The 24308-nt window shown below is 42.3% G+C and carries 17 protein-coding genes; 15 read left to right on the top strand and 2 right to left on the bottom strand.

Annotated features, from left to right (window positions below; genetic code table 11):
• Positions 1 to 2: 2 nt before the first annotated feature.
• The 12 genes from R9C00_19380 to R9C00_19325 all read left to right on the top strand — a co-directional run bounded on the left by R9C00_19380 (position 3) and on the right by R9C00_19325 (position 20634).
• Complete coding sequence (locus R9C00_19380; GenBank protein WPO33864.1) at positions 3 to 2747, top strand: hypothetical protein; 2745 nt, start codon at positions 3 to 5, stop codon at positions 2745 to 2747.
• A 7-nt stretch (positions 2748 to 2754) separates the two neighbouring features.
• Positions 2755 to 4230 (top strand): sulfatase-like hydrolase/transferase, encoded by a 1476-nt coding sequence (locus tag R9C00_19375; GenBank protein ID WPO33863.1) that lies wholly within the window; start codon positions 2755 to 2757, stop codon positions 4228 to 4230.
• Positions 4231 to 4541: 311 nt separating this feature from the next.
• Positions 4542 to 6002, top strand: coding sequence for a sulfatase-like hydrolase/transferase (locus R9C00_19370; protein ID WPO33862.1), 1461 nt, complete (start codon positions 4542 to 4544; stop codon positions 6000 to 6002).
• An 83-nt stretch (positions 6003 to 6085) separates the two neighbouring features.
• The gene (locus R9C00_19365) at positions 6086 to 7909 is read left to right on the top strand and encodes an arylsulfatase (GenBank protein WPO33861.1); all 1824 of its coding nucleotides are present in this window, start codon (positions 6086 to 6088) and stop codon (positions 7907 to 7909) included.
• 109 nt (positions 7910 to 8018) lie between these two features.
• Complete coding sequence (locus R9C00_19360; protein ID WPO33860.1) at positions 8019 to 9491, top strand: arylsulfatase; 1473 nt, start codon at positions 8019 to 8021, stop codon at positions 9489 to 9491.
• Positions 9492 to 9515: 24 nt separating this feature from the next.
• On the top strand, positions 9516 to 10421 hold the full coding sequence (locus R9C00_19355) for an alpha/beta hydrolase (protein WPO33859.1): 906 nt from the start codon (positions 9516 to 9518) through the stop codon (positions 10419 to 10421).
• 4 nt (positions 10422 to 10425) lie between these two features.
• Positions 10426 to 12210: an arylsulfatase gene (locus R9C00_19350; GenBank protein ID WPO33858.1), complete on the top strand. Its 1785-nt coding sequence runs from the start codon at positions 10426 to 10428 to the stop codon at positions 12208 to 12210.
• Between the two features lie 3 nt (positions 12211 to 12213).
• A complete protein-coding gene (locus R9C00_19345; GenBank protein ID WPO33857.1) occupies positions 12214 to 14745 on the top strand; it encodes a glycoside hydrolase family 95 protein in 2532 nt (843 codons plus the stop codon).
• A 5-nt stretch (positions 14746 to 14750) separates the two neighbouring features.
• Entirely contained in the window at positions 14751 to 16715 is a 1965-nt protein-coding gene (locus tag R9C00_19340; GenBank protein ID WPO33856.1) for a hypothetical protein, read from the top strand.
• A gap of 79 nt (positions 16716 to 16794) precedes the next feature.
• Positions 16795 to 18015 carry a glycoside hydrolase family 88 protein gene (locus R9C00_19335; protein WPO33855.1) on the top strand — a complete coding sequence of 407 codons (1221 nt, stop codon included), beginning with the start codon at positions 16795 to 16797 and terminating at the stop codon, positions 18013 to 18015.
• A 40-nt stretch (positions 18016 to 18055) separates the two neighbouring features.
• Positions 18056 to 19390: a sugar porter family MFS transporter gene (locus R9C00_19330; GenBank protein WPO33854.1), complete on the top strand. Its 1335-nt coding sequence runs from the start codon at positions 18056 to 18058 to the stop codon at positions 19388 to 19390.
• A gap of 68 nt (positions 19391 to 19458) precedes the next feature.
• On the top strand, positions 19459 to 20634 hold the full coding sequence (locus R9C00_19325; protein WPO33853.1) for a DUF4861 domain-containing protein: 1176 nt from the start codon (positions 19459 to 19461) through the stop codon (positions 20632 to 20634).
• Positions 20635 to 20814: 180 nt separating this feature from the next.
• Here the strand turns inward: R9C00_19325 and R9C00_19320 are convergent, their stop codons facing one another.
• Together R9C00_19320 and R9C00_19315 are read right to left on the bottom strand one after the other, a co-directional pair.
• Positions 20815 to 21126 carry a hypothetical protein gene (locus R9C00_19320; protein ID WPO33852.1) on the bottom strand — a complete coding sequence of 104 codons (312 nt, stop codon included), beginning with the start codon at positions 21124 to 21126 and terminating at the stop codon, positions 20815 to 20817.
• Between the two features lie 320 nt (positions 21127 to 21446).
• Entirely contained in the window at positions 21447 to 21776 is a 330-nt protein-coding gene (locus R9C00_19315; protein ID WPO33851.1) for a hypothetical protein, read from the bottom strand.
• Positions 21777 to 22332: 556 nt separating this feature from the next.
• On the opposite strand from R9C00_19315, the gene R9C00_19310 reads away from it, so the two are divergent.
• The 3 genes from R9C00_19310 to R9C00_19300 all read left to right on the top strand — a co-directional run bounded on the left by R9C00_19310 (position 22333) and on the right by R9C00_19300 (position 24054).
• Positions 22333 to 23055 (top strand): YafY family protein, encoded by a 723-nt coding sequence (locus tag R9C00_19310; GenBank protein WPO33850.1) that lies wholly within the window; start codon positions 22333 to 22335, stop codon positions 23053 to 23055.
• A 53-nt stretch (positions 23056 to 23108) separates the two neighbouring features.
• The gene (locus R9C00_19305; protein ID WPO33849.1) at positions 23109 to 23567 is read left to right on the top strand and encodes a GyrI-like domain-containing protein; all 459 of its coding nucleotides are present in this window, start codon (positions 23109 to 23111) and stop codon (positions 23565 to 23567) included.
• 133 nt (positions 23568 to 23700) lie between these two features.
• Complete coding sequence (locus R9C00_19300; GenBank protein ID WPO33848.1) at positions 23701 to 24054, top strand: DUF1801 domain-containing protein; 354 nt, start codon at positions 23701 to 23703, stop codon at positions 24052 to 24054.
• Positions 24055 to 24308: the final 254 nt, after the last annotated feature.

Raw genomic sequence — 24308 nt, 5'->3', positions numbered from 1 at the left:
TCATGATTAAAAAACTCACAATTACCCTAATTTTAACTTGGCTAGGAAGCTGGGCTTTGGCGCAGGAAGCTGCCAAAATTCCTCTTCCTACAGACTTGGTACAAGGTTACCCTCGCTTATACATCACGCAAGAGGAGAAAGCTAGTTTGGAAGAACTTGTCAAAAATGAACAATGGGCACAGGATGTATTGGCAGGCATTCACCAGCGCATCGACAAGTATGTAGAGCAGCATGTAGATTCATCGGAATGGATGCCCTCTCGCTTGCAGATGTATTGGAAAACTAAAGCTGCCAATGTGTATGTAAATGGCATTTATTACTCACATGCCGATGGTGAAGCACCTGTCCCTACAGTAAAATTTACAGGTTCGCGTGATTATACTACAAGTTATGCACAACCCAAGCTGGAAGATATTTTGCCGTATATGGACGATGAACGAGGTATGTACTTGCCGAATAAAACCAAGGAAGGGCAACCATTCGAATGGGTTGAAATAGCAAATACGGGTGGTATTGTTCATAAAATAAATGAAAAGATAATCGCCCTTGCTCGCGATGCCGCCTTTATTTACTGGCTGGAAGGTGATGAGCGATACGCCAAATTTGCCTTCGATATTTTCGATACCTATATGATGGGCATGCATTACCGCAATGAACCTATCGACTTGCTCAATGGGCATATCCAAACCTTGGTAGGGCTAACGTGTTTTCAGGTAATTCACGAGCATGCCCTAATCGATGCGGCCGAATTGTATGACTTTTTGCATCAATATGTCGAACAAAACAACTCAGATAAAATCGGGATCTACGATGCGACCATAAAGAAATGGAACGATCAGATTATCAAAAATGGAGTGCCCCAAAACAACTGGAACTTACATCAGGCCAAAATAATCCTGAAAGCTGCCATGGTGTTGCAAGACGACAAAAACTATGAAGATGGGAAAGGGCGTGAGTATTACATCGATTACATTTTGAATGTAACCTCGGCTCGTCAGTGGTCGCTTGCTAAGTTTATGGATTACGGCTACGACATAGAAAATGGTGTATGGGCTGAATGTCCGGGATATTCGATTGGTGTAACCAATGATCTTACGCACTTTATCAACGACTTCCAAAATACGTTCGATCATAATATTTTGCCCTATACTTCTGTAATGGAAAAGGCTGTTAAGATGCTTCCTCAGTATTTGTTCCCCAATGGGCAGATTGTAGCTTTTGGCGATACTTACTACGGACTGCTTTCTACCAATGCAATGAGCGATATGATCCGCATTGCCCAAAAAAGCGGAGATAAAGAAATGGAAAAGGAGTTCACGGGCATGTACCGTTTGTTTAACTCCGAAGCCGACCAACCTGCAAGGCAGCGCAGGGTCAGAGGGAATATTTCTTCGTTTTTTGCAAGCAAACCCTTGGAGTTAAACCCTGGCTATGAAAAAGCAACAATTGGCGATTATATCACCCAAACATTTTATGCGCCCAATGTGAGCTGGCATGTACAGCGCATGGGTCAAGGCAAAGATGGGATGATGATCTCTTTGAACGGCTCGCTAGGAAATCACATGCATGCCAACGGAATTAATATGGAGCTGTACGGAAAAGGCTTTGTGCAAGGGGCCGACCCGGGCAAAGGAGCTAGTTATCTTCAGCCTATTTATTTGGAATATTACTCCCAATTTCCTGCGCATAATACTGTGATGGTCGATGGAGCTTCTTCCTATACCGAGATGTTGAGCTACCATGCTTTCGACCTCGTGGGCGAATACCCGAAGGCGGAAGAAAAAGAAGGTTTCTATTCAAACATCACATATTCGGATGTATTCTTTTTAGAACCTGAAACCCGAAGCGATCAGAACCGAACGGTAAGCATCGTGAAAACAGGAGAAACCACAGGGTATTATGTTGATATTTTCCGCTCTAAAAAACAGCACAAAGGCGATAAATTCCATGATTATTACTACCACAACCTTGGGCAAAGCATGCAGGTGATGGATGCGAAAGGAAATCCACTTTCTTTGACCCCAAGCGAAGAAATGGGATTTGCCGGTGGTCACCTATACGCACTCGACTACATGTGGGATAAAAATTCGATTCGAACCTCTGACGATTACCAAGCGGAGTGGAAAATTGATATGCCCGAAGGCGAAGCAGATGTGTTCATGAATCTTTGGATGAAAGGAACTGAAGGAAGGGAAGTCTTCTCTATTAAATCACCACCAAATAAGGCGTTTCGTGGAAATGGTGGACTTCCTTATGATGTGAGCAAAGCACCCTACTTGACCTTGACTGCCCGCCAACATGGTGAAGCGTGGGAGCATCCATTTGTATCGGTGTACGAGCCTTTTACTTCCGAAGAGGGAAAAAGCATTGCATCCATAAAAGGCTTTGAAGATGAAAATGGAAGCAAAGAGTTTGTGGGGGTGAAGGTAAGCCATAACTCTGGGCGAGAAGACTTTGTGTTCTCTTCTTACGGAGGAACACTTGCCAGCTACGAAAACAAGTCTTCGGATGCGGCCTATGCACTTGTTGGTACTGAAAAGAACGGCGATTTTGTGCTATTTATGGGCAATGGAACGCAATTCACAGCCAATGGCTATGCAATTGTTGCAGCTGAAAAAGGAAACGTGGTGTTGGAACAAAAAGAAGGTGAATTTTTTCTACACAACGAAGTGGCGGTGACCATTTCCTATGGGAAAAAGAAGAAACAATTTGAGGCAGGCGAATTAAGAAATATCAAACTAAAATAATAGAAGTATGAAAGTGTATTTTAAGTATTTGGTGGGATTGCTAGTAGCGGCTACTTTTTTGATGGGCTGTGAGAAGAAAGAGAAAGTTGAAGAGCAACAAGAGCAAAAGCGTCCCAATTTTTTATTTGTTGTCGTTGATGACCAGTCCCCTTTTGATTTGAAAACCTACGACCCAAATTCGATTTTGGAAACGCCGACCATCGATAAATTGGTGGAGAGTGGGATGGTTTTCGAAAGTGCCTACCACATGGGTTCGATGAACGGAGCTGTCTGCACTCCTTCGAGGCACATGATCATGAGTGGCCGTACCCTCTGGCATTTGCCCCCAAGTGCGCAGTACCAAAAGCGAACCGATCCACATCCCATCGACGATCAGACTATGGGGGCAATTTTTAACAGGGCAGGGTACAAAACCATGCGAACCTGCAAAAAGGGAAACTCTTACCCCGGTGCGAACAAGCAATTTACGGTAGTGCATGATAAAACCAAACGAGGAGGTACAGAAGAGAGTGGCAGTGCTTGGCATGCGAAGCAAGTATTGACTTATTTGGATGAAAGGGACAGCACCAAAGAAGCTGCTCCTTTTATGATTTATTTTGGTTTTTCCCATCCTCACGATGTCCGCAACGGAACGCCTGAGCTGCTCGAAAAATACGGTGCGGTGAACCACGAAGATACAGCAAGCCTACCTCCGGCAAACCCTAAGCAACCTCAGTTACAAGAGAATTACTTGGCTGCCCATCCTTTTTTCCATGGCCATCCAAACTTGAGGGATGAGGAAAGGGTACGTGGAGTTTGGAAAAATAGGGATGAACAAACTATTCGGAATGAGTTGGGGCGGGAATATGCTTGCTCTGAAAATATCGATATCCAGTTAGGAAAAGTGCTAAAGAAACTGGAAGACATGGGCGAGCTGGAAAATACGTACATTATCTATACTTCGGACCACGGAATAGCCATTGGGCGTCATGGCCTAACGGGCAAGCAGAACTTGTACGAACACACATGGAGAGTACCATTTATTGTAAAAGGGCCTGGTATTAAGGCAGGTGCACGGGTAGAAGGAAATGTTTATTTGTTGGATATCCTACCTACGCTCTGCGACTTGGCAGGTATTCAAATTCCTGAAACCGTAGAAGGGAAAAGCGTAAAACCTATTTTGGATGGCAAAGAAAAAACTGTTCGTGATATTATGTACGGAGTGTATTGTGGAGGAACAAAACCTGGAATGCGCTCGGTGAAAAAAGGAGATTGGAAATTGATCAAATACGACGTGATGGATGGAGCGGTTAGGGAAACTCAACTTTTTAACCTTGCGGAAAACCCTCACGAATTTTTGCCAGAACATGGAAAAGAAGGCGAAATGGAGACCAACTTGGCGGGCAATCCTAAATATGCGGAAAAGCTCAAAGAGATGGAGGCTGCCTTGCTCGAACAAATGGTGAAACACGAAGATCCTTATAGACTTTGGGATCAGGAATAAAGCTCTTTATGAATCTAGATGATGATTTAGTAATGGAAAATTTTAAGATTGATAGTTAAGAGGTCAGATACTAGAAATTAGAGGTTAGAAAAAAACAAAACCTCAAAAGGGTATTTTCTAACTGAATTGACACGCTAACTTAGAGACAAAAATGATTTCTAGAAAAAGGCAGAAATGCTGGCGCGAGCGTCTCGCTCGTGCCTAAATCATGTTTCAAGCATCCGCTTGAATTGTCCCCAAGTTCAAATGTCAGTTCATCTAACTTCTAGCCTCCAGCCTCTAACTTCTCCTAAACTCTAACTCTTTTGAAAATGATGAAAAAACAACTGCAAATACTTATTTCCTTCTTCCTTTTTGCCCTACTTTTTAGTTCGTGCAAAAAGGAAAACGAACAGTCTAATAGCGAACAACCCAATATCGTAGTGATCCTTTGCGATGATTTGGGATATGGAGACTTGTCATCGTATGGTCATACCACTATCCAAACCCCAAATTTGGACGGCTTGGCTGGCAAAGGTATCAAGCTAACCAACTATTATTCGGCAGCTCCGGTATGTTCGCCTTCACGTGTGGGTTTGCTCACTGGAAGAAGCCCGAACAGGGCAGGGGTGTACGATTTTATTCCCGGACCTAAGAAGAGTGAGGACTTGAGGGATTTGGTGCATTTGCAAGCACATGAAGAAACCATTCCGGCAATGCTCAAAACGGTGGGGTATTCCACTTGTTTATCTGGGAAATGGCATTGCAACTCTCGGTTCAACAGCGAAGCCCAGCCCAAGCCAAGTCATTTTGGCTTCGACCATTGGTTTGCCACGCATAATAATGCAGCGCCAAGTCATGAGAACCCAAAGAATTTTATCCGAAATGGAGAAGATGTTGGTGAAATAGAAGGGTTTAGTTGCCAGATTGTGGTGGACGAGGCTATGAGTTGGTTAGAAAGTAAAGACTCCGATAACCCATTTTATCTTCAGGTCTGTTTTCACGAGCCGCACGAGCCAATTGCTTCGCCAAAAGAGTTGGTAGATAAATACCTCCCAAGTTCAGAAACGGAGAACCAAGCCCAATACTTTGCCAATGTGGAGAATATGGACAAAGCTGTTGGACGTTTGCTCGAATACTTGGAAAAGAACCACGGAGAGAACACTCTGATTGTATTTAGTTCCGATAACGGTCCTGAAACGTTGAACAGGTATTCGAGAGCGAAGCGGTCGTATGGATCGCCGGGCGAGCTGAAAGGGATGAAGCTCTGGACAAATGAAGCAGGGTTTAGAGTGCCTGGCATTGTGTATTGGATGGGAAAAGAGACTTTTTCGGGAACATCCGATGCGGTGGTTTCGGGGCTAGACTTTTTGCCAACTTTCGCCGAAGTATCGGGTGCTGCTTTGCCCCAACGGACGCTCGATGGAGAGTCGTTTACCCCTCTTTTTGGGCAAGGTGAATTTGTGCGTACCAAGCCGTTGGTATGGAGCTTTTACAATGCTCTTAATGACCACGTAGTAGCCATGCGGGATGGCGACTGGAAAATTATGGCCATGTTGAAAAACGACACAACTTACTTGTCCAAAATTTATAACCTGTACGATGGAAACGAGGCTTTTGTAAAAGAAGCTGAACTCACTGATTTCGTGCTTTATGACATGAAAAATGACAAAAGTGAAACAGCCGATGTGGCATCAAAATATCCCAATGTGTTTGATGAAGAGAAGAGTCGCCTGAAGGATGAGTATGAAAAGTTATTGGAAGGGAGCTTTATTTGGAAAAGAGAAAAATAATAAAAATAAAGAGTATGGAACGCAATTAATTGGCACATACCTATAGCCAGTAAGGGATATGGAAAAGAAAAAACTATGTTAAAATGAAGTATGAGAAGTTTAATTTGGTGATTCTACTATTACCATTTGTGTTATTTGCCTGTGGAGATTCTAAAGAGCAAACGTCTAACTCTGAAGAAAAAAAACCTAATGTAATTCTGATTTTGGTGGATGATCAAGGGTATGGAGATATTGCCGCACATGGGAATGAACATATCCAGACGCCTAATATCGATGAACTCTACTCGGCAAGTGCACGGTTTACCGACTATCATGTAAGCCCTACTTGTGCCCCAACCCGGGCAGCTCTTCTTACGGGGCATCATAACAACAGGACGGGTGTGTGGCATACCGTAAATGGGCGATCGCTCATTTTGGAAAGGGAAACTACCATGGCTCAGATTTTTAAAAGTAATGGATATAGTACCGGCATATTTGGCAAATGGCATTTGGGTGATAATTACCCGTTTCGCCCACAAGACAAAGGTTTTGACGAAGTGCTAGTTCACGGCGGTGGCGGAATTGGGCAAACTATGGACCATTGGGACAACGATTACTTTGGTGACATGTATTTGCATAATGGTGAGCTAAAAAAGTTTGAGGGCTACTGTACGGACGTTTGGTTTGAGAATGCCAAAAGGTTTATTGGGGAAAACAAAGATAAGCCGTTCTTTTGCTACTTGCCTACAAATGCAGCCCACTCACCCTATTGGGTAGAAGATCAATATTCAGCTCCTTACAAAGACAATGAAAACGTAAACCATGCTCCATTTTATGGAATGATTGCCAACATCGATGAAAACATTGGGAAATTGGTCGATTACTTGAAATCTGTAGAGCTAATGGATAACACCATTCTGATCTTCACGACTGATAATGGAACGGCGCAGGGGGCAAAAGTGGAAGGGCATCGCCTAGATGGATTTGTTATAAAAGGGTATAACTCGGGAATGCGTGGTATAAAAGCCAGTATGTACGAAGGAGGCCACCGTGTCCCTCTCTATATCCATTGGAAAGATGGGGGAATCACCACTGGGACAGATATTAACGAATTAGCGGCGCATTATGATGTTTTACCAACCCTAGTCGATTTGTGTAAACTGGATGTGAGCGATTCGATCACCTTCGATGGTAAAAGCCTAGTTCCTTTGATCGGGGGAAACAATGAAGGGTTCAAAGACCGGTTTGTTGTGGTGAACTCTCAGCGAACAGAAGTTCCCGAACCTTGGCGGAGGACCTCTTTTATGCAAGGCGACTGGCGGTTAATAGATGGAAAAGAGCTCTATGATTTGAAAACTGACCCAGAGCAACGCAACAATGTAGCGGAACAACATCCCGAAAAAATGGCGGCATTTAAGACAGCGTACGATGAATGGTGGGCTGAAATCTCTCCAAGTTACAGCGACCAGCCATATATCATTGTGGGACATGAAGCGGAAAACCCCACCACCTTGTATTGTCACGATTGGCATACCGATAAAGACAGCCCTTGGGCGCAAAGGCATATAAGAGCAGGGTATGTTGATAATGGCCACTGGCTGGTTAGGGTAGCAGAAAGCGGACGATACAACTTAAAACTTCGCCGTTGGCCAAAAGAATCGGGTTTGGGTATAAATGATGAAGCTCCGGTTCGCCCTGCAATTCCGGGGACAAGTGTGAGTGAAAGTAAAAAAGGGAAGGCATTTAAAGTGAACGAGGCAAAAATAAAAATTCAGAATGTAGAGACTTCCCAAATGGTGAATTCGGGCAAAGGATATGTAGAATTTGAACTTGACTTAGAGCAAGGTGAAACCAATTTACAAACGTGGTTTAAACTTGATGATGGTACTGAAATAGGGGCATATTATGTGGAAGTAGAAAAATTGTAGATTGGTGATGAACGTGTATAAGAATTTTTTAGTTATTACTGGTTTTGCAATCTTCAGCCTTTTAGTGTCTTGTTCTGAAAGCCCAAACAAGGTTGAGAAACCTAATGTCGTGATTATTTATACCGATGACCAAGGGTATGGCGACGTGAGTGCATTGAACCCAAATGCGAAATTCAAAACACCTAATATAGATAGGCTAGTAAATGAAGGAGTAACATTCACGGATGGCCATAGCAGCGATGCGGTTTGTACCCCTTCTAGATACACCCTTTTAACCGGCAGGTACAGTTGGAGAACCTCCTTGAAAGAAAGTGTTTTGAGGGCAGATGGCCCTTGCCTGATAGAAAAAGACCGGATGACCATTGCTTCCTTGCTCAAAGAAAATGGATATAATACTGCCATGGTGGGCAAGTGGCATTTGCAAATGGAGTTTGAGGGAAAAGTAGGCGAAGGCCGAGATTGGTCTAAGCCTTTTACGGACGGACCAATCGAGAAGGGTTTTGACTATTTCTTTGGCATTGCTGCTTCCATGAATTATGGAATATTGACCTACTTGGAAAATGACCGGGTGCTTGATCCTCCAGTTTTATACACTAAGAAAAAACACGATGTCACTCCCAGAACCTATCGGATGACGCCGCCATATGTGGAAGAAAGAAGCAAGGGCTATGTGGAAGTTGCCCCTTCATTTAACGATGAACTGGTGTTGGAGACTTTTGCCGCCAAAGCGGTAGAGTACATCAATAAATCGGCTTCTGATGCAAAAAATGGGAAGCCTTTCTTTTTGTATTTGCCACTGACCAGCCCACATTTGCCCCATTGCACACATCCTGATTTCCAAGGGAGAAGCGATTGTGGGAACTACGGTGATTTTATGGAAGAAACCGATTTTAGGGTCGGGCAGGTACTAGATGCTTTGAAAGAGAATGGGCTAGAGGAGAATACACTGGTGATTTTTTCTTCTGACAATGGTGCGGAAAGCAATTATGCGTACCAGCGAGATACCTTTCAGCATTTCAGTTGCATGAATTTTAAAGGAGGAAAGCGAGATATATACGAAGGAGGTCACCGAGTGCCATTTCTGATGAGGTGGCCCAATGCGATTAAGGCTGGCAGCAAAGTAGATGTTCCCGTTTGCCAGTCCGACTATTTGGCAACCATCGCAGATATTATTGGGGCTTCTATTCCTGAAAATTCTGGGGAAGATAGCTATAGTTTGTACCCGCTGATTGCAGCTGAAAGTACTGGTGCTTACGATGCTGAAAGAGCGGTAATCCATCATTCGTTCACAGGACATTTTGCCATACGAGAAGGGAAATGGAAGCTGAACATGCTCAGGGGCTCAGGCGGTTCTCTAAAGCCCAAGCTTATTGAGCCCAAAGAAGGAGAAGCCATTTATGAGCTTTATGACATGGAAAATGATCCAGAGGAATCTACTAATCTTTACTTCGAACATCCTGAAGTGGTGGAGAGGATGAAGGCAAGAATTTCCAAAATTATACAAGAAGGAAGGTCAACGCCGGGAGCTCCGCAAGAATACGTGAAGGAGGATTGGGGGCAAGTGACTTGGATGGAACTTTAACTATGAAAACAAATAAATACCCAAATGAACAACTTAAAGAAAACTATAATTGAACCCTTGGCTTGTGTTATTTTCATTGTCTTGGTACTTCTTTCACCAAGCTTGAAAGCCCAAACGTTTGCCGAGCAGCTGTCAGGTATCGATCGGACAGAGCCTTTCAACCTTACCTACAAAGAAATTGATAGTGTAAAACTGGACTTAACTTTTAGGTATCCGGCTGACTTTAACAAATCAAAAAAATACCCAACCATCGTCTTCTTTTTTGGCGGAGGATGGAACGGAGGAACGGTTAAGCAATTTGAGCCTCATGCGGAATATTTTGCCTCACGAGGGATGATTACCGTATTGGCAGATTACCGAGTGAAATCTCGGCATAAAACCACGCCTTACGAATCGGTTGCCGATGCCAAGTCGGCCATTCGTTTTTTGCGCAAGCATGCCAAGGCGTTGAATGTCAATCCTAAAAAAATTGTGGCTTCTGGCGGTTCGGCAGGAGGGCATTTGGCAGCGGCTTGTGGAAATTGTCCAGGGCTGGATGAACCAGGTGAAGATTTAAAAATAAGCTCAAAAGCAAATGCGCTGGTGTTGTTCAACCCCGTGTTCGATAATGGCCCTGAAGGTTTTCAAAATGAACGAATGGGTGAGCGATGGGAAGAAATCTCTCCAGCTCATAACATAAAAAAAGGTGTGCCGCCAACCATCGTTTTTTTGGGTACAAAAGATCATCTGATTCCAGTCTCTATTGCCGAAAATTACTATGCTAAGATGGAAGCTGCGGGCGGTCGCTGCGAGCTGTTTCTCTATGAAGGCGAAGGGCACGGATTTTTTAATAAACAGAAGAAAGAAGGGGTGTATTTCAACAAGACGGTTCGAGAAACCGACTTATTTCTTATTTCTTTAAAATACCTAAAAGGCGAGCCAAAATTATAATTGTATGAAAATGAAAGTCAATTTTTTTGTATTGATAATTGCTTTGTTGGGCAGTGTGAATGTGCTAATGGCGCAGTCGAAAAAGCCTAACATTATTTTTATCATAACCGATGACCAAGGAATGGGAGATCTTGCTTGCACAGGAAATCCATACATAAAAACACCTAACATAGATAAGTTTTATTCTGATGCGGTGCGGTTTACCAACTACCACGTTTCTACCACCTGCGCTCCCACTCGGGCTTCCGTCATGTCGGGGAGGCACAGCAATAGGGTGAACGTATACCATACCATTAATGGGCGTTCGCTCCTTTTTGACGACGAGGTAATTTTGCCTCAAGTGCTGGCACAAAATGGCTACACCAACGCCATGTATGGCAAATGGCATTTGGGTGATAATTATCCATTCCGTCCAGAAGATAGAGGGTTTCACGAGGTCGTTCGCCATGGCGGCGGAGGCATCGGGCAAGGGCCAGATTACTGGATGAACGACTATTTTGACGATACCTATTGGCACAATGGCGAATTGCAAAAATACGAGGGGTATTGCACGGATGTTTTCTTTTCCGAAGCACTGGATTTTATAGAAGAGAACAAGGATAGGCCATTTTTTTGCTACCTCTCCACCAATGCACCCCATGCGCCATATAACCTTCCCAAAGATTATTATGACATGTACCAAGGCAAAGAGTTTGACGATTTGCACCCAAGGTTGAGGAGATTCTACGGGATGATCACCAACATCGACGATAATTTTAAAAAGCTGGAAGAAAAACTGGACGAGCTTGGTTTGACAGAAAATACGATCCTGATTTTTACCACCGATAACGGTACTGCTGCTGGGCGAAGCACCTACAATGCAGGGCTAAAAGGCGGCAAGGGAAGCCAATACGATGGAGGTCATCGAGTACCATTGTTTATCCGCTGGCCTAATGGCGAGCTGACGGGAGGAAAAGACATTGATAAACTAGTGGCTCATTACGACTTGCTCCCAACATTTGTCGATTTGTTGGGACTTGATTTTAATGAGGTAAAGCCGTTGGACGGAATCAGTTTGAAACCATTGCTAAAGGAAGAAGATGTAGAGTGGAAAAACCGTATCTTGTACATGGATACGCAGCGTGAGCAAAACCTGATCAAGTATAGGAAATATGCGGTGATGGACGATGATTGGCGTTTGGTGGACGGAAATAAGCTTTACAACATCACCGAAGATTTGGGGCAGGAAAAAGATGTAATTGATGACCATCCTGAAGTGGCTGCACGTTTGGCAGAGGGCTACGAACGCTGGTGGCAATCGTTCATAGATGAAGGGGTAGACCAACGATATGCCTACATCAAGGTGGGGTCGCCACAGGAAAACCCAAGCAGAATTAGCGCACATGATATGATAGTAGGAAGGTACACGCCCGCTTGGCACCAAAACGGTGCAATTGAGGGAGCGGTTTCTACTGGCAAATGGAAAATTGAATTTCTACAAGATGGAGAATATTCGATTACCCTGAGGAGGTTTCCCAGAGAAAGCGGACTACCCATTAATGCAACTTTCCCAGCACAAGAAAAAAGGCTTGAATTAGACAAAACAGCTCCTGCCGGAGAAAAGAGTGATTTTACCCAAGCTCTTTTGTACGTGGCAAATATTTCCAAATCAATGGACATTGAAGAAGGGCAAGCCGAAGTCACTTTTAAAGGAAATATCCCTGCAGGAAAGTACGACATGGAAGCCCAACTGCTTGATGAGGACAATCGGGTTCACCCTGCTTACTATGTGTACATTGAAAAATTATAAGCAATGAAAGTTAAGAGAACTAAAAAAAATGGCTGGGCTGCGATGCTTGTTGTGTTGGGTATCGTGTTTGGGTGTGAGAAACAACCTGAAGTTGAACAGGAAAGCCAGCTAAAACTTTGGTACGATGCCCCCGCAGCCAATTGGAACGAGGCTTTGCCCATTGGGAATGGCAGATTGGGTGCAATGGTGTTCGGTATTCCTGCTCAAGAAAATATTCAATTGAATGAAAACACCCTTTGGTCGGGCGGTCCTCACCGAAACGATAATCCTGATGCGAAAGAGGCTTTGGCTGAAATCCGACAGTTACTTTTTGAGGGAAATTATATGGATGCCCACAAGCTGGCAAATTCCAACTTTATCTCAAAAACATCGCATGGTATGCCTTACGAAACTGTGGGGAACTTAAGGCTTGAGTTTGACGATCACAGCGATTTTTCAAATTATTATCGTGATTTGGATATTGAAAATGCCATCGCCAAAACTTCTTATACGGTGGATGGCGTCGATTTCCAACGAGAGGTTTTTACCTCTTTTCCCGATCAGGTGATAGTTATCAGGCTTACTGCCAGTGAAAATGGTAAAATAAGCTTTTCAGCTGGAATGGATAGGCCAGCTCCATCGAAGGTTGTGGTTTCTACTGAAGGGCCTGATGTTTTAACAATGGTGGGCACGAGCAACGACAGAAAAAACAAAAGGCTACCCAAAGATGCAGTTCCTACAAAAGGCAGGGTGAAGTTCCAATCGAGGTTGAAAGTTGTGCCCGAAGGTGGTTCGTTGACCTCTACTGATAGCACATTGAGGGTAATAGGGGCGAACAGTGTCATGCTTTATGTTTCCATTGCTACTAATTTTGTCAATTATCAAGATGTCAGTGCCGATCCTCAGCAAAGAGTCAGTGACTACATTGCAAAAGCAGAAAAGAAAAGTTATCAGCAGTTGCTAAGCGACCATTCGGCTTTTTACCGCAACTATTTCGATAGGGTGAGTTTGGATTTGGGAAGTACCGATTCCATTAAAAATCCGACAGATATTCGTATCAAACAGTTTGCCCAAGGAAATGACCCTGCGTTGACAGCTTTGTACTTTCAGTTTGGAAGGTACTTGTTAATTAGCTCTTCGCAACCGGGCGGGCAGCCTTCCAATTTGCAGGGGATTTGGTGTAACCAGTTGGATCCGCCTTGGAAAAGTGCCTACACCGTCAATATCAATACAGAAATGAATTATTGGCCAGCAGAGGTGACGAATCTTTCCGAGATGCACGAACCACTCATCGAGATGGTGAAAGAGCTTTCGGAAACGGGTAGGAAAACGGCGCAAGATATGTACGGTGCAGATGGATGGGTAACGCATCACAATACTGATCTTTGGCGGATTTGTGGCCCTGTAGATGGGGCTACTTGGGGTATGTGGCCAACGGGTGGATTGTGGTTGAGCCAACATGTATGGGAAAAGTACACTTTTAATGGAGACTTGGATTATTTGCGCTCCGTGTACCCTGCTATGAAAGGCTCGGCAGAGTTTTGCCTTAGTTTTTTAACACCCGAGCCAGAGAATGGTTGGCTGGTTATTGCGCCTTCAACCTCTCCAGAAAACCGTCCTGCGCATCATCCGAGGATGGTGAATATTGCTTATGGGACTACTATGGACAACCAATTGGTGTTTGATATGCTGACCAAAACAGCGGAAGCAGCTTTGCTTTTAAAGTTGGATGCCGATTTGGTTCAAAAAATTGAAGAAACTCTTTCCAAGCTTGCTCCTATGCAGATTGGGCAACATGGACAACTTCAGGAATGGTTGGAAGATTGGGACGATCCAGAAGACAAGCATCGGCATGTTTCACATTTGTATGGGTTATTCCCTTCTAATCAAATTTCCCCGTACAGAAACCCTGAGCTTTTTGAAGCGGCTAAAAACGTGCTCATCTACCGAGGCGATCCTTCAACGGGTTGGTCCATGAACTGGAAAATAAACCTTTGGGCTCGGTTGCTTGATGGAAACCACGCCTATAAACTAATGGGCGACCAAATCAAACTAGTTGGACGACCTGATTCGCCGAAAGGCGGCGGAACGTATGCGAATATGTTGGATGCGCATCCTCCTTTCCAAATCGATGGGAACTTTGGATTTACCTCAGGGATAACAGAAATGCTTCTTCAGAGCCACGATGGCGCCATACATTTGCTTCCTGCTTTGCCCAGTGTTTGGAAAGAAGGGAAAGTAACTGGGCTACGTGCAAGAGGAGGTTTCGAGATAGAAGAAATGGAATGGGAAAACGGTGAATTGGTTAAAGCTGTGATTACATCAAATTTGGGTGGGAAATGTCGGATTCGTAGTTATTCTGAGCTAACTTTAGAAGGTGGGGGGGCTTTGCAAGAAGCTAGTGGAAAAAATGACAACCCATTCTTCCAAACTCCAAAAATAAAAGAGCCATTGATTTCTGGAAAAGGAAAATTAAAAGGGGTACAAATTCCTTTTAGTGCCTTATATGATATCGATACCACGCCAGGTCAACGTATTGTGTTGGTTAAAAAGTAAAAAAAATGAATTTGCTAAAGAAAAGCGTTGTGGCTATAACACTAGTTGTTTTTTCATGTATAGTTTTCGGTTGTGAAAATCAAAATCATCCTGAACAGACTGAACCTTTAGATATAAATGCTTATTTGGAGGCTTCGGATGGGGAGGATATTTATCCAACTCCTAAGCAGATAGAAATGCTCAAAAAGGTGGTGCCCGAAACGGTGTTTCAACCCGCTCCACCAGCTTCTGATCGTGCTCATTGGGAAAAAATTGCGGCGAGTGAATCGGGAAAGAACTACCTTGAAGAGGCGCTTGAAGAATTAGAAAAAGCTCCAGAAGTACCTATTACAGATGAGATTTACCGACGGGCTAATTTGGAAGGAAACCGTGGGATTTATAAACCAAGGTATTACCGGACCATGGACAGGCTGGAGAAATTTATCATTGGTGAGTGCATTGAAAACGAGGGGCGTTTTATTTCGCAGATCGGAGTTTATGCTGATTCTATCATGGCCATGAAGTCGTGGTTGCACCCAAATCACGATGATAGTGAGAATAGTGTGCTGGAAGGAAAACGGGTTGCTATTGACTTGGGGGCAAGGAAATTTGGTTTGGTGTTAGCCCTTGCCGACGCCCTTTTGGAAGATAAGTTGCCCAAAGAGTTAAGAACCAAGATCGCCGACCAACTTCAGTGGCGGATTATGGATTCGTATTTGAAATCGTGCAGAGGAGAAGATACATTAGGAAACAAATGGATACGAAGCACGAGCAACTGGAATTCGGTTTGTACAAGTGGTACTATTTTTACCACTATTGTTGCTTCAGAAAAGTCGGAAGAGCGAATTGCCGTGATCGGCTGTGCTTTAAACAGCATGGTGTATTACTTGTCAGGCTTTGGTGCAGATGGCTATTGTTCCGAAGGCACCGGTTACTGGAATTATGGCTTTGGGCACTACTTGTACCTTGCCGAAATTTTAGACGACTACACCGATGGAAAGATCAACTTATTTGAGTTTAACGATCCTGAAAAGCTTAAAAGAGTAGCCAATTTTCCAGAAAATTTTCAAATACATGAGGGATTGTATGCACCATTTTCCGACGGCGTAACTCGTGTGAAAAGTGGTAGTGATAATTTTGCCTACACAATGGCTTCCAAACACTACGGAGCTAAAAAAGTATCGGAATTCATTTCTAACGAAGGTGTGCAAACCCTGATAGTTTGGAAAGATGGAGATGATTATACTACGGATAATGAGATTGGGACAAAGTTGCCATCGCATACTTATTTTGATGATTATGGGATTGTTATTTCCCGTGGACAGCAAGAAACCCCATTTTCTATAGCCATAAAAGCTGGGCACAATGCCGAAAATCATAACCATAGCGATGTGGGAAGTTATGTGTTGGTAGTTGGCGATGATATAGTTGCAGGTGATATTGGTGCACCATCTTACATTGCTGGCGCATTTTCTCCCGATAATCCGGCTCGGAGCTCTTGGGGGCATCCTGTGCCTCGCATTGAAAACATGTTGCAGTCCAATGGGAGGTCTTTCCATGGAAAAGTGACTCGTACCGAATTTGCAGAAACTTCTGATAATGTCACTATGGATATTAGTGCGGCGTATGAAGTTCCGGGCTTGGAAACGCTTGTGCGGACAATGAAAAACAGCAAAGTGGGGGAGGGTTCTATTACCATCAAAGATGAATTTTCGGCTAGCGAACCGCTGAGTTTTGGGACAGCGATATCGACTTTTTCGAAATACGAAATTTTAGATGCAAAAACGATTTTGCTCACTAGTGTTGATAAAAAAATGAAGGTGAGAGTAGAAATTGAAAGCGAAGGCGGGGAGGTGGAAATCGTTCCTGAACCTGTTCCGGTCGAGCATTTGAGAAGTGGGAAAGATGCCAAGCGGATTGGTATTGATTTTACTAAAAAACTTCAGGATGGATCTATAACTGTTATTTATAGGCCAGTTTTTGAAAATTAATGAGTAATGTAAAAAGTGAGTTAAGAAGGATTAAAAACCATATTCATTGACAAATTTCAATTATTAAAATATTCATATTATGCGGATAAAATCAAGTTTTTTCATTGGGTTTATGTGTCTGTCCATTTGGAGCTGTGGAGTGAAAGAAAATGAAGCAGAAACCGAGAAGGCACGCACAGTGGAAGAGAGCCTAGTTTATTGTGAGGCGCAAGCATCGAAAACATTAGAGTTATTACCTGATAGCCAATATTTACCACGGAATGTTGCAGCAAATGAAACAGATTGGAAGCTGGTAAAATATAAAGATTGGACAAGCGGCTTCTGGCCGGGGACATTGTGGTACTTGTACGAATACACTGGAGATGAAAAATGGAAACAAGCAGCAGATAAATATAGCCGCTACCTTACTCCCTTGTCAGTAACTCCAGCTGCCGACCACGATTTAGGGTTTCAAGTTTTTTGCAGTTTTGGAAATGGCTACCGCCTTACGAAAAATGCAGAATACAAAGATATCATCCTTAAAACATCTGATACCTTGGCTACTTTGTTCAACCCAACGGTAGGCACTATTCTCTCTTGGCCTGTAATGGTGGAAAAGATGGGCTGGCCTCATAATACCATTGTAGATAACATGATCAATTTGGAAATGCTCTTTTGGGCTTCTAAAAATGGGGGCGATTCTTCTTTGTACAATTTGGCGGTAAGTCATGCCGAAACTACCATGGAAAACCATTTTAGGGAAGACAATTCGGTCTATCATGTAATTGTTTACGATACGCTCACAGGGGAAAAAATAAAAGGTGTTACCCACCAAGGCTATGCAGATGAGACTATGTGGGCAAGGGGTCAAGCATGGGCTATTTATGGCTATACAATGACGTATAGAGAAACAAAAGACCCTAAGTTCTTGGATTTTGCCCATAAAGTGAGTCGTGTATATCTCGATCGCTTGCCAGAAGATCTGATTCCTTTCTGGGATTTTGATGCGCCAGGTATCCCTAATGCACCAAAAGATGCTTCCGCTGCGGCAGTTGTGGCCTCGGCGCTTATCGAACTAGCGGGGTACACAGAAGATGCTGCCTTGGCTGGCGAATACCTGACCAAAGCCAAGAAAATGATTGCTACCTTGTCAACCGATGAGTACCAAAGCAAAGATAAAAACACCTCATTCTTGCTACATTCTACAGGCCATCATCCAAAAGGTTCTGAAATAGATGCTTCTATTATTTATGCAGACTATTATTACGTAGAAGCATTGGTTCGCTTGAAAAAATTAGCAGAAGGAAAATCAATTTTGTAAAAAAGACAAGCTCATTATAAGGAGTTTTTAATCAGTAAGTATGAAAAAGAAAATGTTTTTGGCCGCATTAGTGGCTTCACTCGGAGGGTTGCTATTTGGGTTTGATACAGCCGTAATTTCTGGTGCAGAGCAATCGATCAAGGTTGTTTATGGATTGGATGGTTTTTGGCATGGTTTCACCAATTCCATTGCACTTATTGCCACTATTATCGGAGCCTTGTTCTCAGGAATGTTGGGCGATAAATATGGAAGAAGGGATACGTTGATTGTATTGGCTTTATTTTATGCTGTTTCAGCTTTAGGAAGCGGCTTGGCAGGTTCGTGGCACGCTTTTTTGTTTTACCGCTTCTTAGGTGGTTTGGCAGTGGGCGCATCGTCGGTGTTAGGCCCTATGTACATTTCGGAAATAGCTCCGGCAAAGCTGAGGGGAAGGTTAGTGGCTATGTTCCAGTTTAATATCGTGTTCGGAATTCTTGTGGCTTTTTTCTCTAACTACCTCATTAATTCAATTGTTGAACATGAGCCTTGGCGTTGGATGCTGGGAGTGGAAACCATTCCCGCCATCTTGTTCTTCAGCTTCCTATTTTTGATCCCGAGAAGCCCGAGGTGGTTGATGAAGCGCGGTCGACAAGAAGAGGCTAAGCAGGTGCTTTTCAATTTGAATACTGACCATGTGGAGGAAATTTTCACCGAAATAAGCAATAGTTTACAAACTGAAGTGAAGGGAGTGAAGGAGAAATTGTTCACACGTAAATTCTCTTTTCCTATCATGTTGGCTATTTTGCTTGCCACATTCAACCAGTTTTCGGGGATTAACGCCATCATGTATTATGCCCCTCGTATATTTGAAATGACTGGTTTGGCAAAAGATACTGCCTTGCTCCAAGTAGTGATCATTGGGCTTACCAACATGGTATTTACCATTATTGCAATGACAGTGATAGATAAGTTTGGGCGGAAATCGCTAATGAAAATTGGGACAATAGGGATGATTGTATGCCTAGGGATGACCTCCATTACTTTTTACCAAGAAAGCTTTACTGGCTATGCGGTTTTGATCTATCTGGTCGGGTTTATTGCCTTTTTTGCTTTCTCCCAAGGAGCTGTTATTTGGGTGTTTTTGGCAGAAGTTTTCCCCAACTCGGTACGTGCAAAGGGACAAGCATTGGGCAGCCTAACTCACTGGGTATGGGCGGCATTGCTTACTTGGACGTTCCCAATGGTAGCAGAGATGGGGCGAGGAGGTTTTTATGCCTTCACCTTTTTTACTATAGCGATGGTAGGGCAGCTGATTTTTGTGCTCAGGGTTATGCCAGAGACAAAGGGTAAGTCGCTTGAAGAACTTGAAAAGAGCCTTGTCAAAAGTGATAAATAGGTTCTTTTGAGAATAAGAAGTAAATTTCTTGCAAAGAATATTTTGTATTTTCAAAACAATTAGAAGAAATGAGATTTTTGATCCAAACATTATTGTTAATGGCCTTCGGGTTGGGGGCTTGCCAAAAAGGAAGCGATATCATTTTAGTAGAGGTACAAAACCCTTCTAAGTATGAAAGAAATGAAGTAGTATCTGTAAAAGCGGAGGCTCTCCAAAAACTGCTAAATGGCAATAGTGAGTCGGGGCTCGTGGTAAAAGAGAAAGGTGGAAAAGATCCTTTGGTCATCCAATGGATTGATTTTGATGGAGAGTCTGACGAATTGTTGTTTCAAGCTAGTTTGGCAGGAAATGAAAGCAAAACGTATGAGATAAGCTGGGAGGAAAACGTTGAGCGCCCTGAGCCTAAGTTAACCACCTATTCCCGTTTTGTACCTGAGCGTACGGACGATTATACTTGGGAAAATGACAAGGTAGCATTTCGTACATATGGACCTGTAGCCCAACAGATGATTGAGGAAAAAGTGCCTGGAGGTACGCTTTCTAGTGGTATCGACCTTTGGCTCAAAAGAGTGGATTATTCCATTATAGACGATTGGTATGCTAAAAACACCAAAGAGGTTGGCTACTACCATATTGATCATGGCGAAGGTTATGACCCTTACCATGTAGGTAAAAGTAGGGGGACTGGTGGAATAGGCATTTGGGAAAATGATACCTTGCTGACTTCCAAAAACTTTACAGCTTATAGAAGAATAGCATCTGGACCACTCAGAACAGTATTTGAGCTTGACTATGCACCTTGGAGTGAGTTTGGTGTGAAAGAAACCAAAAGGATTAGCCTCGATTTGGGGTCTAATTTTTCAAAGTTTGAGATCAGTCTCTCTTCAGAGCAGCCTGTCCCCAATTATACCATCGGTATCACTTTGCATAAGCAAGAAGGGGAGGTTAGTATTAATGAAGGCGAAGGGGTTTTCAGCCACTGGGAAGAGATAGATAGCGCTTTTGTAGGTGAAGGCATTGTAATTGACCCAACTGTGGTTAAGAAAGGATTTGATTTCCGTACGGATACTCCAGACCAAAGCCAATTGTTGGTAGTTACCGATTCTGCACAGCAAAAGCTGACCTACTATGCTGGTTTTGTTTGGACGAAAAGCGGGCAAGCGAGTAATCAAAGTGAGTGGTTGGAAATATTGAAAAAGCAGGCCGATTTAGTAGCAAATCCAGTAGTGGTTCAAGTCAACTAAAACTGGCTAAACGAGGCAGAGACATATTAATCAAGTTTGATTGTTAATGACAGATATAGCCGGATAGCTTACCAGCTCTTGTTCTGAGAAATAAGGAAATGTTATCTGCCCACGAAGATCAAAAAAAGCCGATTTTGAGTCCGCAAGGTTTCTCAAAATCGGCTTTTTGTCTTCATTTACTTAAAATATCTCATACATTTTGTCTTTAAGCTCCTCACTGAGTTTTGGATGTGTTTCTGTAAAGCCTTTGCAGGAAAGCAATACCATGAGGGCATCTTGTATATGAGTCATTGGCATTTTCGGGATTAATGTGACTGATTTTCTATTAGATAGTAGATAGAGGCAGCATTCATGTTTTTCGCAATTTAAAGCGAATTGTTCCCCCGAACCTTTTGAAATATAAGCGGTAAACGACGAATCATCAGTTTGTTCCTGAATTTCAAACCCTTTACTTGTTAGAAAGGTTAAGAGCTTGTTACTACTGGGTTCCATATTTTGAGGTTAAAAGTGATATTGAAAATTCACTGAACTGCTTAAGTTCTAAATAAGCAATAATATTGTTGTCCTATTTTTCTTAGTGAACACTGTTTTTTAATGGGTAAAATACTGTATGTTGTAATATTATACATGTTGAATATCGTATTTCGAATAGTTAGTTCTAAAATTGTTTTATTAGTACTTAAATATCTCCAAAAGAGGTGATATCCAATTCCACAAACCTCAGAACTTTGTTGTGCGATTGTACTTATTCACTGTTGTCAGTAAAAGGGTTGAGGAAAAGTTAGGCTCCTAAACCCTTTTTTCTCTACTATTCATTTCAAATCTTGATTCATTTCATCACTTTTATCCAAATACGCTTTTAAAAAGTGTACAATATTTTTAAAATCTTGTGAAAATTTCTGATTTCCTATAAGTAGGCGGAGTAGTTCTTTTTCTGTTTTAACTTTATAATTGTCGATGAGCAAATAAGAGTTTACCCCAATTAGCACACTCAACTGGCAATATCCTCTAGAACAGATCAAATAATATGTGTTGTTTGATTTGTTATCGATGTGGGCGGCAAAAGATGAGTCGTTGATACTCGAAACATAAAATCCTAATTCTTCTAATAAGTTTAGTAGCTCGTTTGTTAAGTATAGCATTTGACTATATGGTTATGTAAATAATAGTATAATTTGCTGAGAGTTAATTAGTTTATAAAATAAATTTCAGTTTAATAAATAACTAAAAACAATATGCAAATAGCCTGTGTTGCATAGTTCTAATTGAATTACATCCAAGGTGGAAGGCTAGCAATGTTGCCTGTGAGTCATAGCATAGTCAACGGATATTTTTTGTTGTTTACTAAACAAGCTATAAATAAAATGTCAGTGAATATTTATTGAGGTTTATAGAATGCTATGTTCTATTTTATTTTCGGAATAGAAACGAATATTTAATCTTCTCTATTCTCATAACAAAAAAACAAAAGCCTGATAATTTGTTGGGATATTTGAATAGATAATTGAAGTATAGACTTATATATGTAATGTTAAAATAAATGTAAATATAATTCCTACTCTATTTTTTTTAACATACATTAACATGCTTCTTGTGACTAATAGTCTTGTTCTATGTTATATATATTTGACTGGTATTCTAGTAATCAAAGCAGGATCTCTCATCTTTACTTGTGAATAAAACTGTAAACAACTTATTATGCCCGAAAAAGAAAAACCAAGGCTAGAGAGGTTAGCAGAAATTATGATCCAGCTGCAATCGAAGCGATTGATTACTGCCAAAGAAATAGCCGAAAAATACAAGGTAAGCATCCGAACGGTGTACCGAGATATCCGTACCTTGGAAAACTCTGGTATGCCAATAGTTACCGAAGAGGGGAGGGGGTATTCACTGATAAATGGCTACCGTTTGCCTCCCGTTATGTTCACCGAGGAGGAGGCAAATGCCCTTATCACTGCTGAACAGCTTATTATTAAGAACAAAGACTCTTCCTTGGAAGAGCAGTATAGAAATGCTGTTCTCAAAATAAAGACAGTATTGCGCTCTTCTCAAAAAGATAAAATGGAGTTGCTTTCCCAACGTGTACATATTCGGGATAATGAAGAGAACGAAAAAACAAGCAGCTACCTCATGGCTATCCAATCTGCCATCACTGCTTACAAATTAGTGGATTTGGAATACCTTTCCCTCCAAGAAGAAAAGACTCAAAGAGTTATTGAACCTTTTGCCCTGTACAGCACCCAAGATAATTGGCTGCTCATCGCTTTTTGCCAAATGCGGAAAGAATTCCGAACCTTTAGGTTGGATAGAATAGTGAAGATTTCTATCCAAAAAGAACAGTTTGAGCCTCATAAAATGAACCTCCAAGAATACTTTGAGAAATGTAGGGAAAATAATTGGGCACCCCTGACACACCCTTGACATAAGCCATCAGTACTTTTGAAGCATCATTCAAAAAAAACTGAAAATTAGAAATGGAAAACACAAAAATTGATGCATTCAACCTAGTTGGGATTTCAACGGTAACCACTAATGCAAATGGACAAGCAGCAAAAGATATAGGCGACTTGCTGAATAGGTTTATGGGCGAAGGTATTGCCACAAAAATCCCTAATAAGCTCAGCGAGGAAGTTTATTCGGTTTATACCGACTACGAAGGCGATTATACAAACCCTTACCGGGTGCTGATGGGTTGTAAAGTGTCGAGCTTGGATGAAATTCCCGAAGGGCTGGAAGGTCGGACAATTGGTGGAGGCCAGTTTGTGAAATTTGTGGCAAAAGGAGACCTTGCCCGAGGAGCAGTGTACAACGAATGGGTGAAAATTTGGGATACGGAGCTAGATAGAGCTTATCAAGCCGATTTTGAAATCTACGGAGCAAAAGCACAAGACCCTAGCAATGCAGAAGTGGATATTTTTATAGGGGTGAGGTAAACGCTCTACATGCTAATTTACTCAACTTCTTGCTCTATTCCTTTATTTTAGGGCGGATGAGGGTAACTAGCAACCATCAGCAAAAACTGACAAAAGTAATATGAAAAATAGTTTGGTGTATTAAATATAAATCATGCTCAGCAATATTGACGATTATTACCTCGGCCAACCCGAACCTATGAAAAGCTGTTTGCTGGCATTGAGGGAGATCATTCTCTCCTCCAATGCCAACATTACCGAAGCGTGGAAATACAGCATGCCTTTCTTTTGCTATAAGGGCAAGATGTTTTGTTATTTCTGGAAAGATAAGAAAACAGGTGAGCCGTATATTGGCTGGGTAGATGGAGGATTGATGGAGCATTCAGCCCTAGAACAAGGCAACCGGGCACGAATGAAGATTTTGCGGATCAATCCAGCTGAAGACCTGCCCATCGAGCTGATAGCCGAGGTGCTGGAAGAGGCATTGGAAATGAGAGAGGGGTTTTGATGCATATTGTGGCGCTGCTTTTAGTTTGGGCTAAAGCCCATTGATTGCGTTGAGAATTGCGGGGCATAAATACCCGTCTAGTTATAAATGGTGGTATGTTTTTTCAATTTAAGGAGAAGGGGTTGGTTTGGCAATAAAAAGATAATGTTTGTGGTACAGTTCCTTGTTTTATCCCTTATCAATCATGTAAAATGATTTTTCACTAGGCGGGGTTTTTAAGCCCCGCAACGGATGTTATATACATCAGCTTTAGC

It is taken from the genome of Flammeovirgaceae bacterium SG7u.111 (assembly GCA_034044135.1).
Classification (GTDB): domain Bacteria; phylum Bacteroidota; class Bacteroidia; order Cytophagales; family Flammeovirgaceae.
Note: the sequence above shows the minus strand (reverse complement) of the source record. Positions and strands in the feature narration are given on the sequence as shown.